Origin of the sequence: Moraxella sp. CTOTU47616 (assembly GCF_032017465.1) — a bacterium.
Classification (GTDB): domain Bacteria; phylum Pseudomonadota; class Gammaproteobacteria; order Pseudomonadales; family Moraxellaceae; genus Faucicola; species Faucicola tetraodonis.
This window is the reverse complement of the sequence record NZ_DALZPU010000002.1, coordinates 214,444-231,913: the sequence shown is the minus strand read 5'-3', so window position 1 is coordinate 231,913 and position 17,470 is coordinate 214,444. Positions and strand designations below refer to the sequence as shown.

Annotated in this window: 14 protein-coding genes and 1 pseudogene; 4 read left to right on the top strand and 11 right to left on the bottom strand. The window is 43.4% G+C overall.

Going from position 1 to position 17,470, the window contains the following annotated elements:
• On the bottom strand, positions 1-438 hold the full coding sequence (locus RTS10_RS03085; protein ID WP_036601311.1) for an HIT domain-containing protein: 438 nt from the start codon (positions 436-438) through the stop codon (positions 1-3).
• Between the two features lie 228 nt (positions 439-666).
• On the opposite strand from RTS10_RS03085, the gene RTS10_RS03080 reads away from it, so the two are divergent.
• A complete protein-coding gene (locus RTS10_RS03080; protein WP_312539183.1) occupies positions 667-2,430 on the top strand; it encodes a mechanosensitive ion channel family protein in 1,764 nt (587 codons plus the stop codon).
• On the opposite strand, the gene RTS10_RS03075 is transcribed toward RTS10_RS03080, so the two are convergent.
• From RTS10_RS03075 to nrdA, 4 genes are all read right to left on the bottom strand, one after another.
• On the bottom strand, positions 2,427-2,612 hold the full coding sequence (locus RTS10_RS03075) for a hypothetical protein (RefSeq protein WP_312539182.1): 186 nt from the start codon (positions 2,610-2,612) through the stop codon (positions 2,427-2,429). The genes RTS10_RS03080 and RTS10_RS03075 overlap by 4 nt on opposite strands.
• A 95-nt stretch (positions 2,613-2,707) precedes the next feature.
• The gene (locus RTS10_RS03070) at positions 2,708-3,124 is read right to left on the bottom strand and encodes a hypothetical protein (RefSeq protein ID WP_312539181.1); all 417 of its coding nucleotides are present in this window, start codon (positions 3,122-3,124) and stop codon (positions 2,708-2,710) included.
• A complete protein-coding gene (locus RTS10_RS03065) occupies positions 3,117-3,935 on the bottom strand; it encodes a hypothetical protein (RefSeq protein ID WP_312539180.1) in 819 nt (272 codons plus the stop codon). Before RTS10_RS03065 ends, RTS10_RS03070 begins: the two co-directional genes overlap by 8 nt.
• 13 nt (positions 3,936-3,948) lie before the next feature.
• Positions 3,949-6,237, bottom strand: coding sequence for a class 1a ribonucleoside-diphosphate reductase subunit alpha (nrdA, locus tag RTS10_RS03060; RefSeq protein WP_312539179.1), 2,289 nt, complete (start codon positions 6,235-6,237; stop codon positions 3,949-3,951).
• A 526-nt stretch (positions 6,238-6,763) separates the two neighbouring features.
• On the opposite strand from nrdA, the gene RTS10_RS03055 reads away from it, so the two are divergent.
• From RTS10_RS03055 to tadA, 3 genes are all read left to right on the top strand, one after another.
• On the top strand, positions 6,764-7,252 hold the full coding sequence (locus RTS10_RS03055) for a MaoC/PaaZ C-terminal domain-containing protein (RefSeq protein WP_076774094.1): 489 nt from the start codon (positions 6,764-6,766) through the stop codon (positions 7,250-7,252).
• Positions 7,253-7,370: 118 nt separating this feature from the next.
• Positions 7,371-8,087, top strand: a complete 717-nt coding sequence (ung, locus tag RTS10_RS03050) for a uracil-DNA glycosylase (protein ID WP_065252852.1) — start codon at positions 7,371-7,373, stop codon at positions 8,085-8,087.
• A 17-nt stretch (positions 8,088-8,104) separates the two neighbouring features.
• On the top strand, positions 8,105-8,668 hold the full coding sequence (gene tadA / locus RTS10_RS03045; RefSeq protein ID WP_312384061.1) for a tRNA adenosine(34) deaminase TadA: 564 nt from the start codon (positions 8,105-8,107) through the stop codon (positions 8,666-8,668).
• Between the two features lie 157 nt (positions 8,669-8,825).
• On the opposite strand, the gene RTS10_RS03040 is transcribed toward tadA, so the two are convergent.
• The 6 genes and pseudogenes from RTS10_RS03040 to ilvD form a co-directional block, all read right to left on the bottom strand.
• Positions 8,826-9,200, bottom strand: coding sequence for a HopJ type III effector protein (locus RTS10_RS03040; RefSeq protein ID WP_312539176.1), 375 nt, complete (start codon positions 9,198-9,200; stop codon positions 8,826-8,828).
• A 269-nt stretch (positions 9,201-9,469) separates the two neighbouring features.
• Positions 9,470-9,673, bottom strand: a pseudogene (gene csrA / locus RTS10_RS03035) (carbon storage regulator CsrA); the annotation flags it as partial.
• Between the two features lie 318 nt (positions 9,674-9,991).
• Positions 9,992-11,275, bottom strand: a complete 1,284-nt coding sequence (locus tag RTS10_RS03030) for an aspartate kinase (RefSeq protein ID WP_007115684.1) — start codon at positions 11,273-11,275, stop codon at positions 9,992-9,994.
• 228 nt (positions 11,276-11,503) lie between these two features.
• A complete protein-coding gene (gene yghU / locus RTS10_RS03025) occupies positions 11,504-12,295 on the bottom strand; it encodes a glutathione-dependent disulfide-bond oxidoreductase (protein ID WP_099808224.1) in 792 nt (263 codons plus the stop codon).
• Positions 12,296-12,578: 283 nt separating this feature from the next.
• A complete protein-coding gene (alaS, locus tag RTS10_RS03020) occupies positions 12,579-15,251 on the bottom strand; it encodes an alanine--tRNA ligase (protein WP_312539175.1) in 2,673 nt (890 codons plus the stop codon).
• Positions 15,252-15,525: 274 nt separating this feature from the next.
• Positions 15,526-17,427 (bottom strand): dihydroxy-acid dehydratase, encoded by a 1,902-nt coding sequence (gene ilvD / locus RTS10_RS03015; protein ID WP_312539173.1) that lies wholly within the window; start codon positions 17,425-17,427, stop codon positions 15,526-15,528.
• Positions 17,428-17,470: the final 43 nt, after the last annotated feature.

The following is a 17,470-nucleotide window of genomic DNA, read 5'->3' as shown; positions in this document are numbered from 1 at the left end:
TTAGACGTTCATTTGCCAATCAAATGGCATATCACGATGACCCCGCAGTGCCATCATCAGTGTCTGCTGCATATGGCTCAGCACTTCAGGGGTATAAGGGATGGCTGGATTACCCCATACTGGATTGGGCCAAGCAATGTCATTTTGGTAGCGCACGATATGATGAAAATGCAATTGCGGCACTTGGTTGCCAAGCGCGGCGATGTTCATTTTGTCGGCTTGAAAAGTTTTGGCAAGCTGACTTGATAGCCAGCTGGATTCACGTAAAAACTGGGCTTGGTCACTGGCGGATAGTTCGTATAATTCTTTGATACCGGGTACACGCGGAATTAAAATCAACCAAGGAAATTGACAGTCGTTCATCAAGCGGCAAGTAGATAACGGAAATTCGCCCACCAAAAAAGTATCTTTTGCTAGTTGTGGATGTAAATTAAACATAATAACTCAATGCGTTTAAAAGTGTTTTTGGAATTTAAAACTGATAAAATCAAATAATTCGCGTATTTTAGCAGTTATACCTACAAGACGAAATACTTTATTCAGAATAAGCGCATTGCAATTTAAGATTTCTTAAAGCATAAAGCAAGGCCGTTATCATCTGGCCTAACTATTAGCCTAAGTATTAGCCTAGCTATGTCTGAGCGTTTTACAAATTTTGGGAAGTTTATGCAATTGTCAAAGTCTCTTAATCAATGTCAGCATCATGCTGATGCAACATCTTTATACCGCCGTTGTTTTATGATGGCATTGTTTGCTTTACTCATGGTTATCACCAGTGTCAAACCTACCGCTGTATGGGCGGCTGATAGCAGCAAATCAGCCAGTAGCGCCAGTGGCACGGCAACCCCACAAGACACCTTTGGGCGTGATACCCCGCGCGGCAGCATGCAAGGCTTTATTCAAGCCTTGGCAAAAAGTGATTGGATGCTAGCGAGCCGTTATGTGGATTTAAGCTATACCAAAGACCCCAGTGGCACGCTCGAATCTTTAAAATCGGCACTCGATAGCGGCGGACGCATCAACGAGCAGCTACAAATTAGCAATGACCCTACCGGCAATCTCGATGACAAACTAGCGCCCAATCTCGATAAGGTAGGGGAAATCAACAATCCCACCGCTGACAAAAAGAGTATCGACATCTTAATGCAGCGTGTCAAACAATCTAACGGTACCTATATTTGGCTGATTTCACAACAAACCTTGCGAGAAGTGGCGTCGTTATCACAGGTTACCCAGCCGACACTGGTAGAAAAGTACATTCCCAAACAATGGATTGAGAAAGATATTAAAGGCTATAGTCTTGGGCACATCGGGGCAGTGATTGCGCTCATGATAGCGACTTATCTCGCCTGTCTATTGATTAGCCAAATCTTATACATGATTATCACGCGGATTTATCTAGCGACTCACCCAGATAAAGAAAAACAATTTCCGATTGATGGGCGAGTGGTCGTACCTGCCGCAATGGTGCTAACGGCGCTGATTATCAAAGAAGCCATGATTTTGGTGGGTATCAATTTGGTTGTGCGCAATATGGCGTCCAGCCTTGCCGATATTTTATCTTGGGTATCCATGGTATGGTTGATTTTACGTATTTTGGATTTGATTTTTAAACGTGCAGAAAACTATGCCAGTAATAACCATCATCCAGAGCGGCTATCGGTGCTAAATCTGCTGCGAAAAGTGGTAAAATTGATTTTGATTGCGGTTGCGACCATTGTGATTTTGGGTAATCTAGGCTACGACTTAACCACAGGTATTGCCGCATTGGGGATTGGTGGTGTGGCGTTGGCATTGGGTGCACAAAAAACGATTGAAAACTTGGTGGGCAGCGTATCGGTCGTTGCTGACCAGCCTGTCAATGTGGGCGACTACTGCCGCTTTGGCACACAAGAAGGTACGGTTGAAGACATCGGTATCCGCTCCACCCGTCTGCGCACCACCGATCGCACGGTGGTAACGATTCCCAATGGTAACTTCTCATCTATGAGCATTGAAAATGTCTCTCAGCGCGATATGTTTCATTTTTCGCAAGTGTTCTATATCTCGCGTGATAGCGAAATCAGTGAGATCAAGGAATTTATCGAGCAGACGCAAATTTATATTACCAATCATCCTGACACCAACAGTGTGTGGAATCAAGTGCGTATTTCTGGCACTCAGCAAGACGCGTATCTTGTTGAAGTGCGATGCTATCTCAATGTAAAAGGCGCGATGGATTTTAATCAAAAACAAACCGATATGATTTTAAAAATCGCGGAGATGATGAAAGAAGTGGGACTCAAAAATGCGTTACCGACCAGCCGTGTGATGATGGGCAAACCGATTGATATTACCTATTCAAATTTTTCTAATACTGTACCCGTCAAAGATAAAGTAGCGGGGTCAGCAAAACTGGCACAATCGGACAAGCCTAATACCAAGCCTTAGTGACTCATGGTTTTGGCATTGGCTTTTGAATTGGGCAGGGTGGTGGCAGGTATGGCATCACCCAAGTCAACATAGACAGGAATCGGACTGTCATATGTTTGCGGTACTAATGCGCAGCCAACAATTTGGGTAATGAATAATCCTAGCAATAAGCAAAATTTCGAGTGAATTATTTGATTCATTTTTGGATGACTTATGCAAAATATAAAAAAGTAAAAGGGTTGGTATTTCAAATTAGTCGATTAATCATTAACACTTCCTAATTTTTGAAAAGGTTTTAACTATTTCCCTGTATCAAAAAGCAAATTATTGCTATTAAAGGAAAGTAAAATATAACTTTCGATATTGCAAAATATGAATTTAAGTAAGAGGAAAGTTCTTCTAGTTTAGTCTTTTTTTCTAAAGTTAAATTGTAATTAATGAATCTTAATTCATTTACTTTATTATATTTTTCTCGATACTTTCTTTCTAAATAGAGAAAGTAAGCGTCTGAAATCCAAAACAGAATAATTAATGAAAAGTATAATAAAGGCAAGCAAGGTATTTTTGTGGCGATTTTATCCGATAACGCTAGAGAACCAGTTAGGATAGCAACTAGCCATCCTTTTATCATAAAAGAGTTTGAGGCTAGACGGCTAATAATTTCTTGAATTAAAGATAAATGGTTAAATTTATTATATTCATTATCAGCCATACATATTATTCCTTCCTGTAGATAAATATAATATATCTAATGGATGACTCTTGATTTTATTAGGAATATTCTTACTGTAAAGTATTTCCCAATTCTTTAATTTAGCATTGTCTAAGTTAAATAAATGTGAAATTTCTGCATCATACTCAATTATTAGGCTTTCATTAATCGAATCAAAAGCTAAAAAATCACTTTTAGTTAAAGATTCAAGGCTTGGTCTTGGTTTAATTTTTTCTATGACTTTAGTTATAAGAAGCTCATGATATATCCAAGGTGATAAAGTTATATCTTGATTCGTATAACTACTTTCTGCTATTGAATTATCAGTATTTAAGAAGAATACACTTTCACATCTATTAATCATGTTTGTTAAACTAGTGTTTAATAGGGCATTGACATGAGTAAATACATTTTGTGCTTTATCATAATCATAGCTATTATTTTGAGTAAGCGAATAACTATTATTTAAATCTCTAGCTAAATCTATAAAATTCCCCCATATACAAGAATCAATAAAAGTACGAAGACCAAATTTTAGATTTAGCCACGAAGCTAAATTTATGGCTAAATTTTTATCAGAATGAGAATGTGATAAAAAAATATCATAGTCTGAAATTATAAACCAATTTAAAATAATATCATTGGCAGATATAGAATTATTATTTTTAATTAGTTCTTTAATATCTTTTCTGATTTTATCTTTATTTGCCTCATTTTGATTGAGAATACCTCTTTTGATTATTGATATATCTTGCTGTAATTTATAATCAAAAAAAGAATTATTAAGTGTAAGATTAAATCCTTTATACATGTTATGACCCTTATTACAGTGTACAAGCCCCGCCAACACAGCCATTTTCTAGGTCGTCTTGGGCATCATTTGCGCCGTCACGGGTGTTATGATAATACAGCGTCTTAACACCCAATTTGTACGCCATCAACAAGTCTTGAATCATCACCTTCATTGGGACACGGCTATCTTCAAACTTGGTTGGGTCGTAGTTGGTATTGGCTGAGATACTTTGGTCAATGAATTTTTGCATAATCGCCACAAGACTCAAGTAACCTTTGTTATTTGGCATTTGCCATAATAGCTCGTATTGATCTTTGAGCTTATCAATCTCAGGCACCACTTGTTTTAAAATACCGTCTTTTGATGCTTTGACAGATACCAGACCACGCGGTGGCTCAATACCATTAGTTGCGTTAGCAATCTGGCTAGAGGTTTCTGATGGCATCAAGGCGGTCAAGGTTGAATTGCGAAGACCGTGAGTTTTGATATCGTGACGCAGTGCTTCCCAGTCAAGTTGTAGCGGCTCATTGCAAATCGCATCAATATCTGCTTTATAGGTATCAATCGGTAAAATACCTTGTGAATATGTGGTATCGCCAAATGCAGGACACGCGCCTTGCTCTTTAGCCAGTTTGTTTGACGCCACCAACAGATAGTACTGTAAGGCTTCAAAAGTGCGATGGGTTAAACCGAGCGCCGTAGGATCTGAATATTTGGTACCGTTTTTGGCAAGATAATAGGCGTAGTTGATGACACCAATACCCAGCGTGCGGCGTTTCATAGAGCCATTTTTAGCAGCGATAACCGGGTAGTCTTGGTAGTCAAGCAAGGCATCTAGCGCACGCACGATCAGTTCCGCGGGCTCTTTGATGTCTTCTAATTGGTTGATTTCACCCAAGTTAATCCCTGATAGCGTACAAAGGGCGATTTCACCGCTTTCATCATTGATGTTGTCAAGCGGTTGGGTTGGTAGCGCGATTTCCATACATAGGTTAGATTGGCGAATTGGCGCGACACTTGGGTCAAACGGACTGTGGGTGTTGCAATGGTCAACGTTTTGCACATAGATACGACCCGTGCTGGCACGCTCTTGCATCATCAGGCTAAACAACTCTTGCGCGGGCACACTGCGTTTGCGAATGGATTCATCTTGCTCATATTGCTCATACAAACGCTCAAACTCGGCTTGATCGGCAAAAAAAGCATCGTACAAACCTGGTACATCCGATGGGGAAAACAGGGTCACGTTTTGATTTTTAATCAAACGTTGATAGATGGTTTTATTGATTTGTACGCCATAATCCATGTGGCGAACACGATTGTCTTCCACGCCGCGGTTGTTTTTGAGCACCAGCAGATTTTCCACTTCCAAATGCCAAATCGGGTAGAACAAGGTCGCTGCACCACCGCGCACGCCACCTTGTGAGCAGCATTTAACAGCAGTTTGGAATAGTTTATAAAAAGGAATACAGCCGGTGTGCTGCGCTTCACCGCCACGAATAGGACTACCTAATGCGCGAATACGACCCGCATTGACACCAATACCGGCACGCTGTGACACATACCGCACGATGGCACTGGTGGTGGCGTTGATACTATCTAAGCTATCATCACATTCAATGAGTACACATGAGCTAAACTGACGCGATGGGGTACGCACGCCCGACATGATTGGCGTTGGCAGTGAGATTTTGAAAGTGGACGTGGTGTCATAAAAGCGCTTGATGTAATCTAATCGCGAAGCCTTGTCATATTGTTTGTCGTAACTGGCAAACAGACACATACCGACGAGCATGTACAAAAATTGTGGGCTTTCAAAGACTTGTTTGCTGACGCGGTCTTGCACCAAGTATTTGCCTTCCATTTGTTTGACGGCGGCATACGCAAAGCTCAAATCACGGTTGTGGTCAATATAGTCATTGAGTATATCAAACTCTTCTTTACTAAAGTCTTGCAAAATATGGGCATCGTAACGACCTTCTTGGGTCAGTTTGGTGACATGGTCAAACAAATGCGGCGGCTCAAACTGACCAAACGCGATTTTGCGTAAATGAAAAATTGCCAATCGCGCTGCCAAATACTGATAATCAGGCGTTGCTGCAGAAATCAAATCCGCGGCTGATTTAATGATGGTTTCATGGATGCTTTTGGTGGTGATTTTGTCATAAAACTGGATGTGTGAGCTGATTTCTACTTGCGAAACAGACACATTATCGAGCCCTTCTGCTGCCCACTCGATGACTCGGTGAATCTTATCCAAATCAATTTTTTCCAAACGCCCGTCGCGTTTTTGCACGAGGATATCTTCAGTACGAGTCATAATACGTTCCTTTTTTTACCTGTTTATCAACGTCATATCTGTATGTATTTAAAAGGCGCTGAGTGAGAGGTGGTGAGATAAAAATGTCAAATAAAACAGCTAACCGAAAGTATAGTGAGTGTGTGTGCCGCTATTAACGACCGCTTTTGAGCCGAAGCCATATCACTTATCTAGCATTGCAAAGTCATTGCCGTATTATTGCAAGGTTTTGCAAAAAAATACTATATCTAGGGGTTGTTTTATTATTTCGCACAATATAGCCTAAAAAAATTTGCAATTCTAGCTTGTATTTTTTTCAATTTTTTGCCTATTTTTCTGCAAAAATCCTAGACGCTTGATTTTATTAGCAGTTCATCAAGTCAAGCAAAAAGATAAAAAATTTGTAATTGTTAAAATCAGATGGCTTGATGAATGCGTAGTCATTGTCATAAAAATTTGCAAAATTTATGCTATAGTCAAAGCATGAGAACGATTTTGCAATCGTGGTTTTTTATGAAATTGATCCACAAAAACAAAAGGACGGACAATGACAACTTTTAGTAATTTTACCTATGAGGAATTAACTATCGGGCAAACTGCCAGTATGACCCGGCAAGTGACCGCAGATGATGTCAAAGCATTTGCGCTTGTTACCCATGACTACAACCCTGCGCATCTCGATAATGAGTATGCCGAGCAAAGCCAGTTTAAAGGCGTGATTGCCCATGGTATGTGGACAGCCGGTCTATTATCAGCCTTGATTGGTACCAAATTTCCAGGTTTGGGGACAATTTATCTGAACCAAAGTTTGTCGTTCCGTCGTCCTGTGCATATCGATGATACCTTAACCGCGACCTTGACGGTGAAAAGTAAAGACGATAGCAAAAAATGGGTGGTGTTAGATTGCCAAGTGACCAATCAAGACGGTAAAGCGGTAGTGACAGGCGAAGCGCAAGTAATCCCCCCCACTGAAAAAAGCAGCCGTGAAGCGGTCAAATTAGACGATTTTACCCTGCGTCAAACTTTTTCAGAATAATTAATCAGTCTAAAATAGGCAGCATAGAAGTGTTCCACTTATTGATGACAATTATTTGCTACAATAAAGCCAAGAAATTCTTTGGCTTTTTTTATAATTTTTTGATAGCAGATAAACCATGAAAACATTAACGCCCCAACAACAACAAATTTTAGCCAATGTCAAAATGCCGGACGATTGGAAGCACGCCTTGGCGACAGAGTTAACGAGCAGCAATATGGATAAGATTCGCCAGTTTTTGCGAGATCAATATCATGCGCAAAAAGTGATTTATCCCTCGGGTAGTCAAATGTTCAATGCGTTTAATTTGACGCCTTTGTCGCAGGTCAAAGTAGTGATTTTGGGTCAAGACCCGTACCATGGCGCGGGACAAGCGATGGGGTTATCCTTTTCCGTGCCCAAAGCCATTCCCAAACCCCCAAGTCTACAAAATATTTTACGAGAGCTCGCCGCCGATTTGGGTATCGCCCCTTCAAAACATGGCGATTTGACCCATTGGGCGACCCAAGGGGTGCTGCTACTCAACAGTATGTTATCCGTAGAAGCAGGGCAGGCAGGCAGCCATCAGCGTATTGGCTGGGAAACATTCACTGATGCAGTGATTGAGGCTGTCAATCAGCACTGCGAGCACTGTGTCTTTATCCTATGGGGGAGTTACGCACAGAAAAAAGGCCGTTTTATTGATACCTCTAAGCATTTAATCATTACAGGCACGCATCCATCACCGCTTGGCGCCAATCGGGGTGGTTTTTTTGGCACGCGTCCTTTTTCCAAAGCCAATGATTATCTGATAGCTCACGGCAAAAGCCCAATAGATTGGCAGTTGCCACAGTAGTTTGGGTGGTATAAAAAATGGGTGCTAGTGAACATAACTGTTGTGAAAGCAGCTTTTATGAAAAAGAATTTTGTGACACAGGCTTTTATGACAGCGATGACGCCTTTATGCAAGCGGCGCTTGACGTTGCAGCCGAGGGCGGAGAGAGGGGCGAAGTGCCAGTGGGTGCGGTGATTGTGCATCAAGGCACCATCATAGCCAAAGGCTACAATCAACCGATTTTAAGTCATGATGCCACGGCCCACGCCGAAATCGTGGCAATAAGGCAGGCATGTCAATATTTTGATAATTACCGTCTGCCAGCGGATTGTGAACTGTTTGTCACGCTTGAGCCTTGCACCATGTGTCTAGGGGCGATTATTCACGCCAGAGTGTCGCGCTTGGTGTTTGCAGCGACAGAGCCGAAAGCAGGCATGATTGTCAGCCAGCAGGATTTTAGCCAAGTGGCGTTTTATAATCATTTTTTGACCGTAAAACAAGGCGTGATGGCAGAGCAAAGTCGCGCGTTGTTGCAGGATTTTTTTCGCCATCGCCGTGAGCAAAAAAAACAAATGCGCGAGCAGTTAAGGGCAAACCAATAACCAATAACCAATAACCAATAAGTCTCTCAAAACTATTTTTTAAAATCAAAACTATTCTTTAAAATAAAAAACATTGCATAAAAAAAGGCAACCCATCGGCTGCCTTGTTTGACGCAAAAAACAGTTAGATTTTTAGACTAAAGTATTTTAGAGAATGTCATGACGCTTTTGGCGTTAATGCTTTTGGCGTTAAACAGTTACGCTGCATCAAAAAGCCTTGCCAGCCAAAAAAGCTAAAGTTACGGATATTGGCATGGTTTGTACCTTTTGGCTCTGCTTTAACACTGTCATAGTGCTCAGCAAACAGTTTTAGCGTATCTTGTTGGGTCAAATGGTTGAGTAGCGCAAAGCCGAATACTTTCGCACTGCCTTCATTTTCGCCAGCCGCATTGTGCACTTCGCCATTGACAAACTCAGTTGGGTGATAGTTATAGTAACTATCGATAGTAGCCAGTACGGAAGCAAAATCTAGCGATTTGTTTTCTAATTTAGCTAATAGTTTTGATAGTTCTAGCTTATCAATAGCGCTCATAGTTACTCCAAAAGTCAAAATAGCGACCGTCATTAACGATTAAAATAATCGTCCTCAAACGGATCAAACGCTGGGTTAAAATTATTGTTGGTCTGACCAAAACCGCGGTTATCCACACGGTTTTCTAAATGATGCAGTTGCTGACCGCTGTTACGCGTTTGAGAGGGTTTACTGCGCTCTTGGGGAAAGGCCTCATGACTGGCTGCCCCGAAACCACTGCGGTCTTGACCCATCCTATCATGGGCGGCAAAATCAACTGGGTGAGTATCATAACCCATGCGTTCATGCCCAGTCCGTTCATGCCCAGTTCGTTCATGTAGAATTCTTTGATAAATCTCTTCACGGTGTACAGCAATGTCTTTTGGCGCATTGACGCCCAATCTGACTTGGTTACCTTTTACACCCAGTACGGTGACACTGACTTCGTCACCTATCATTAACGTTTCGCCAACACGGCGAGTCAAAATTAACATGCGTCACACTCCTTATGTCGCAACAAGTACCATCAATGTCCTATGATGATTCAACGATAAATTAGCTAAATTCGTCAAATATATTATCATGTATCATTGCCCAATGATACGTTAAAGACAGACTGCAAGGGCATAATTTAAGCGAACTCATCATGCTTGGTGGCTATTTGCCAACAGTCAAAATAGGCATTGAGGGGTCAGTTGCGTTTGTGCCCAATAAACGAGATGCCATTATAAACGAAATGCTGAAGTAAAAAAAAGGTTAACACCCGCAAAACGCGGATATTAACCTTGTTTTTGTGGAGAATTACAAATTTCTTATAATCCAGCAACCTTGCTTTCACCGTCTTCACGGTCAAGACCAAAAGCGGTATGTAACGCTTTAACCGCTTTTTCCAGTTGTTCTTCTTGAATCAGTACCGAGATTTTGATTTCGCTGGTAGAAATCATTTGGATATTGATGTTGTTTTCTGCCAGTGTTTCAAACATTTTGCTTGCCACGCCTGCATGTGAACGCATCCCCACACCCACCAGTGATACTTTAACCACATTGTTGTTGCTCACGATTTCTTTGCCGCCAATCTCAGCAAGATTGTCACCCAAAATCGCTAGGGTTTTATCAAAGTCACCACGGTTAACGGTAAAGGTAAAGTCGGTCAATCCGTTTTCTGCGATGTTTTGGATAATCATATCGATTTCGATATTGGCAGCACTGATTGGGCTTAAAATCGATGACGCAATACCAGGACGATCAGGCACTGCTAAGATAGATACTTTAGCTTCGTCACGGTTAAAGGCGATGCCCGAAATAATTGGTTGTTCCATGCTGTCTCCCTCATCGGTGGTAATTAATGTACCTACATTCTTTTTAAAATCATCATCGAATTTACCATCGGCGTTTTCATCAAAACTGGATAAAACACGCAGTGGTACTTGGTATTTTCCGGCAAATTCAACCGAGCGAATTTGCAACACTTTTGAGCCAAGGCTTGCCATTTCTAGCATTTCTTCAAAGGTAATTTTTGATAATTTTTTGGCTTTTGGTGTCACCCGTGGGTCAGTAGTATACACGCCGTCGACATCGGTATAGATTTGACATTCATCGGCAGATAGGGCAGCAGCCAGTGCAACGCCTGTGGTGTCCGAGCCACCCCGACCTAAGGTGTTAATGTCACCTTTTTCATCCACCCCTTGGAAACCCGCCACTACAACTACCATACCAGCATCGAGTGCGGCGCGAAGCTGACTATCATCGATATGTTGAATACGGGCTTTGGTATGACTATCATCGGTACGAATCGCCACTTGTCCGCCCGTCATTGACTTGGCGCTCACACCAATTTCATTTAATGCCATAGCAAGTAAAGAAATTGATACTTGCTCACCGGTTGACACCATTTGGTCGTATTCACGAGCGTTTGGTTCTTTACTGATTTGACGTGCCAAATCAATCAAGCGATTGGTCTCGCCACTCATGGCAGAGACGACAACCACCACTTGATGACCATTGTCATGCCAACGTTTGACGCGCTGTGCCACATTTTTGATACGTTCGACACTACCCATCGACGTACCACCGTATTTTTGTACGATTAAAGCCATTGTCAATACACCCTATAATATCGTGCACGTTGTTTGCCATCGCTATGCAAGACTTGCCATACCAAGTCCTTGATGGATTGCTTAGCAGATTGTTTACAATGTCACGAAACGTAAATTAAACGGTACTTTATACCATATTTCCCAATTTTGGGGCAAGGCAAAATTGCCAAAAATCCCCAAATGACTGGCTGAAAATTGGATGGCTACGGTGAACAAAACGTTATCAGTTTATGCAATTGGTTGTAGGGGTAAGGTTATAGCGCGTTGCACGGCAGGACGGTCATGCAGGTTTTTTGCCCAGCGTTGTAGATAGGTGTAGTCTTGCACTTGTAAAAACTCGCCAGCGTTATACAATTTGCCCAGTGCCAACTGACCATACCATGCCCAAATCGCGATATCCGCGATACTGTAGTCGTTACCTACCATAAACATGCGAGTCGCTAAATGTTGATCAAGTAAATCTAATTGGCGTTTGGTTTCCATGGTAAAGCGATTGATAGCATATTCAAATTTCTCTGGGGCATACGCATAAAAATGCCCAAAGCCGCCACCGACATACGGTGCAGCGCCCATTTGCCAAAACAACCATGACAAACATTCGGCACGTTTGGCGGTGTCTGCTGGGATAAACTGCTCAAATTTTTCGGCAAGATATAGCAAGATAGCGCCCGATTCAAACAGTTTAATCGATGGATTAACACTGTTATCCACCAGTGCAGGGATTTTTGAATTGGGATTGATGGCAACAAAATCTGAGCCAAATTGATCGCCATTCATGATGTCGATTTTGTAGGCGTCATACTGTGCGCCTTCAATACCGAGCTCTGCCAATTCTTCAAGTAACATATTGATTTTGATACCGTTTGGGGTGTTAAGGCTGTAAAGCTGCAAAGGGTTGTTACCAATCGGTAAGTGTTGCTCGTGGGTCGCTCCTGCGGTAGGGCGGTTGGTACTGGCAAATTTGCCACCGTTTTGGCTATCATTTGTCCAAATTTTTGGGGGCTGGTAATGATTATCCATGATGTTTCCTTATTGATTATGAGTATTTTAAAGCTATAAGTGTGTTTTAAAGCTTTTTTGGTTAATAGGATGTTAGATATGATTATAGACACGACTATAGATGCGATTATAGGAACGATTATACACAATGTGCTTTAAGCTTTATGATACCGAATGTTTGGCTAAAGTAAATGGCGCTTTGATTAAGCCTAATTAAACTAACGCTTTATATAGCCGCATAAAAAAATAACCCCATAAAAAAAGCCGAATAAGTCATTCGGCGTTTTTTTAGGGATAGTTTTAATTAGGCAAGTCGCTCAGCCAACCAATTTGGTAGCGCATCTAATACAGTTGGCAATCCTGCGACATCACTTGCGCCGCCTTGGGCAAAGTCAGGTTTACCGCCGCCTTTACCGCCAAGCTGCTCGCTTAAGTGTTTGATGATATCGCCCGCTTTGATTTTACTGGTTAAGTCTTTGCCAACACTGGCAGTCAAGGCAATTTTATCGTCAGCTACGCCAGCGAGCACCACGATGCCATCATGCAATTTGGACTTCATGTCATCGGCAATCGTGCGTAATGCTTTACCATCCATGCCTGGTAAACTTGCAATCAGCACTTTTTGTCCATTGATATCTTGCACGTTGTTGATTAAGTCTTTGGCTTGGCTGCTGGCCAATTTTTGCTGCAAACGCTCAAGCTGTTTTTCTAGGTCGCGTGTTTTGTCGGTCATTTGATTGACACGGTCGGCGATTTCGTCGCGTTTGGCTTTGAGCTGGCTGGCAAGTTGATTGAGCTGTTTTTCACCTTGCTGCACATATTTGACTGCGCCCATGCCTGTCACTGCTTCGATACGGCGAATGCCTGCTGCGATACCTTGCTCACTGATAATTTTGAATAAGCCGATATCACCCGTGCGTTGTACATGCAGACCACCACATAGCTCGATGGAGAAAGGCTTGCCGTCTTTATCTACCGTACCCATCGACAATACGCGAACCGTGTCACCATATTTTTCACCAAACAGTGCCATCGCGCCTTTGTCTTGCGCTTGCGTTATGCTAAGCATTTCTACAGTGGCAGGTTGGTTGGCAAGGATTTGTTGGTTAACGATGTTTTCAATAGTGATGATGTCTTGCTCAGTCAAGGCTTTGTCATACGAGAAGTCAAAACGCAACACCTCACTATTGACCAATGACCCTTTTTGGGTGACGCCTGTGCCAAGATGCTCACGAAGGGCGGCGTGCAGTAGGTGAGTGGCGGAGTGGTTTTTGGCACTCATGGCGCGTACTTGGCTTGCGACGCGTGCTTCGCTTGACTGACCCTGGCGGATACTGCCCATTTTGACTACGCCATGATGGATGATGGCTTGACCAGATTTTTTGGTGTCTTGGACTTCAAATACGCCGGTCTCGGTTTGGATATCACCTAATTCACCGGCTTGACCACCGCCTTCAGCATAAAAAGGCGTTGCCGATAATACGATGACGCCTTCATCGCCCTCCTGCAATTGCTCAGCCGATTTGCCCTCAAGGTATAAATGGGTGATAGTGCTGCTGTGCTCTGCTTTGTCATACCCCAAAAATTCAGTGGCACTGTCAACTTGAATCAATTGGTTATAATCAACGCCAAATTTACCTGCTTCACGGGCGCGGGCGCGTTGCTGCGCCATGCCTTGTTCAAAACCGGCTTCATCAATGCTGATGTCGCGTTCGCGCACGATGTCGGCTGTCAAATCGGCAGGGAAACCGTAAGTGTCATACAGTTTAAACACGGTTGCACCCGACAACGTATCGCCAGATTTTAAGCTATCTAATTCTTGGGATAGTAGTTTGAGACCTTGCGATAAGGTTTTGGCAAATTGCTCTTCTTCTTTTAAGATGGCTTGCTCAATGTTGGCTTGTTGTTCCCGAAGCTGTGGGTAGGCATCGCCCATGATTTGAGCCAGTGGCGCGACGAGCTTATAAAAGAAGTTGTCATTAGCGCCTAATTTGTTGCCATGACGAACCGCGCGGCGGATGATACGACGCAGCACATAACCACGGCCTTCATTGCTTGGCAATACGCCGTCTGCAATTAAAAAGGAAACGGAGCGGATATGGTCGGCAAGCACTTTGAGTGATGGCTCAGACTGTAAATCGATATCGTTTGGCAAGCCAATCACTTGCGCCGCGTGCTGCATGAGATGGGTAAATATATCGATTTCATAGTTGCTATGCACGCCTTGCATGATGGCACTAATACGCTCAAGCCCCATTCCCGTATCGACACTTGGCGCAGGCAGTTTTTCAAGTGTACCGTCTTTTTGGCGGTTAAACTGCATAAAGACGTTGTTCCAAATCTCGACAAAACGGTCGCCGTCTTCTTCAGGTGTACCTGGCAGACCGCCCCAAATATGCTCGCCATGGTCATAAAATACTTCGGTACAAGGACCACAAGGACCTGTGTCACCCATTGCCCAAAAGTTATCCGATTGGTATTGACCGCCTTTATTATCACCAATACGGATGATGCGTTCGGCAGGCAAGCCCACCACGTTATGCCAAATATCAAAGGCTTCATCATCGGTGTGATACACCGTCACATAAAGTTTATCTTTGGGTAATCCAAGCCACTCATCCGATGTCAAAAACTCCCAACAAAATGGGATGGCTTGTTGTTTAAAATAATCGCCAAACGAAAAGTTGCCGAGCATCTCAAAAAACGTATGGTGACGCGCGGTATAGCCGACATTGTCAAGGTCATTGTGTTTACCGCCTGCGCGCACACATTTTTGCGACGATACTGCACGTTTATAATCGCGTTTGTCTATCCCTAAGAACACATCTTTAAATTGGTTCATACCGGCATTGGTGAATAGCAGGGTAGGGTCATTGTGTGGGACTAGGCTCGATGATGCCACTGGGGTATGACCATTTTCGGCAAAATAATTGATAAAAGCTTGACGTATATCGGCTGAAGAAAACGGACGGCTCACAGCGGCTCCTTAAGATATTTCAAAATTAAATTTGGCATATATTATCAAAAAAATGTAAACATTGTATTTTAGCAGAATTCGTTCGATGTGGATAATGCTTTTATAAACCGCACTTTTTAAAAACCCTACATGGCATCTAAAACCGTGGGCGTCAAGTATGGGGTTTGCAACGTTTTTCAGGGCGCTAAAAAAAAGACCGATAAGTAGCATCGATCTTTTTTGATAACTCTTTTCTGACAATTTTTTTAATAGTAATGTCGTTTGGAGTAAAAAATTAGCGCTCTACTTGACTGACATCACGTACCGCGCCTGTATCCGCGCTGGTTGTCATCGCTGCATACGCCCGCAAGGCGGCTGACACTTGGCGCTCACGATTGACAGGTTTCCAAGCCTGGTTGCCACGGCTCACCATCGCTTCTCGGCGTTTTTCCAGTTCGGCAAAATCAACCGCCAAATGAATCGAGCGATTAGGGATATCAATCTCGATGGTATCGCCTTCATAGACCAAACCGATGGTACCACCTTCAGCGGCTTCTGGGCTGACGTGACCGATGGATAAACCCGACGTACCCCCTGAAAAACGACCATCGGTAAGTAGCGCACAGGCTTTACCTAGACCTTTTGATTTTAGGTAAGACGTCGGATACAACATCTCTTGCATACCAGGACCGCCTTTCGGACCTTCATAGCGAATCACAACGACATCACCGGCGACAATTTGGTCTGCCAAAATCGCTGCGACGGCGTCATCTTGGCTCTCAAAAACACGGGCACGACCGGTAAATTTTAGGATGCTGTCATCCACGCCCGCTGTTTTGACCACACAGCCACGTTCAGCGATATTACCAAATAATACTGCCAAACCGCCGTCTTGTGAGTAGGCAAATTCTTTGCTACGGATACAGCCAGATTCGCGGTTGACATCAAGATTGGACCACGCATTGTTTTGGCTAAAGGCTTGCGTGGTGCGTACCCCACCTGGGGCTGCAATATAACGCTCACGTGCCTCGGTATTATCAGGATTCATGATATCCCATTGGCTAAGCGCTGCTTTGAGTGACGCACTATGAACGGTGGGAACATCGGTTTGCAGTAGGTTTGCGCGATCAAGCTCGGCTAAAATTGCCATCACACCCCCAGCACGGTGCACGTCTTCCATATGATATTTTTGTGTTGCCGGAGCAACTTTCGATAGACAAGGCACACGGCGGCTTAGACGGTCAATATCCGCCATTTTAAAATCTACTTGGGCTTCATGGGCAGCGGCAAGCAAATGTAGAATTGTGTTGGTTGAGCCGCCCATGGCGATATCAAGGCTCATGGCGTTTTCAAATGCCGCTTTGGTCGCAATTGAGCGCGGCAACACGCTGGCGTCATCTTGCTCATAATAACGTTTGGCAAGTGTTACGATACGACGACCTGCTTCTAAGAATAAATCTTTACGTTTGGCGTGAGTGGCAAGTAACGAGCCATTACCAGGCAGGGATAAGCCTAAGGCTTCGGTCAAACAGTTCATCGAGTTGGCAGTGAACATACCTGAGCATGAGCCACAAGTTGGGCAAGCAGAGCGCTCAGTTTGTGCCACATCTTCGTCACTAATCAAGTCATCTGCCGCATCAATCATGGCGTCGACTAGGTCAAGTTTGCGAATTTTTTCACCCAATTCATTCATCACGGTTTCATGGGTGGTATGTCCATCGCCCAACGTGGATGCCAATACTTTGCCCGCTTCCATTGGACCGCCCGACACAAAAATCGTTGGGATATTGAGGCGCATCGCTGCCATCAGCATACCAGGGGTGATTTTATCGCAGTTGGAGATACAGACCAGCGCATCGGCGCAGTGGGCATTGACCATATACTCCACGCTATCGGCAATTAAATCACGGCTTGGCAAGCTATAGAGCATACCCAAGTGACCCATGGCGATACCATCATCCACCGCGATGGTGTTAAACTCTTTGGCAACACCGCCTGCCGCTTCAATCTCGCGGGCAACCAGCTGACCCAAGTCTTTTAGGTGTACGTGCCCGGGTACAAACTGGGTAAACGAATTGGCAATCGCGATAATCGGTTTGTTAAAATCCTCATCTGTCATACCCGTTGCACGCCAAAGTGCGCGTGCACCCGCCATATTGCGGCCAGACGTGGATGTTTTTGAGCGATATTGTGGCATGGTTGTTCCTTATTTCTAACAGTCAATACAAGTGATAAATTTA

Bases quoted from the DNA above. Each gene is read 5' to 3' on its own strand.
- RTS10_RS03085 (WP_036601311.1), bottom strand. From the start codon at position 438: ATGTTTAATTTACATCCACAACTAGCAAAAGATACTTTTTTGGTGGGC.
- RTS10_RS03080 (WP_312539183.1), top strand. From the start codon at position 667: ATGCAATTGTCAAAGTCTCTTAATCAATGTCAGCATCATGCTGATGCA.
- RTS10_RS03075 (WP_312539182.1), bottom strand. From the start codon at position 2,612: ATGAATCAAATAATTCACTCGAAATTTTGCTTATTGCTAGGATTATTC.
- RTS10_RS03070 (WP_312539181.1), bottom strand. From the start codon at position 3,124: ATGGCTGATAATGAATATAATAAATTTAACCATTTATCTTTAATTCAA.
- RTS10_RS03065 (WP_312539180.1), bottom strand. From the start codon at position 3,935: ATGTATAAAGGATTTAATCTTACACTTAATAATTCTTTTTTTGATTAT.
- nrdA (WP_312539179.1), bottom strand. From the start codon at position 6,237: ATGACTCGTACTGAAGATATCCTCGTGCAAAAACGCGACGGGCGTTTG.
- RTS10_RS03055 (WP_076774094.1), top strand. From the start codon at position 6,764: ATGACAACTTTTAGTAATTTTACCTATGAGGAATTAACTATCGGGCAA.
- ung (WP_065252852.1), top strand. From the start codon at position 7,371: ATGAAAACATTAACGCCCCAACAACAACAAATTTTAGCCAATGTCAAA.
- tadA (WP_312384061.1), top strand. From the start codon at position 8,105: ATGGGTGCTAGTGAACATAACTGTTGTGAAAGCAGCTTTTATGAAAAA.
- RTS10_RS03040 (WP_312539176.1), bottom strand. From the start codon at position 9,200: ATGAGCGCTATTGATAAGCTAGAACTATCAAAACTATTAGCTAAATTA.
- RTS10_RS03030 (WP_007115684.1), bottom strand. From the start codon at position 11,275: ATGGCTTTAATCGTACAAAAATACGGTGGTACGTCGATGGGTAGTGTC.
- yghU (WP_099808224.1), bottom strand. From the start codon at position 12,295: ATGGATAATCATTACCAGCCCCCAAAAATTTGGACAAATGATAGCCAA.
- ilvD (WP_312539173.1), bottom strand. From the start codon at position 17,427: ATGCCACAATATCGCTCAAAAACATCCACGTCTGGCCGCAATATGGCG.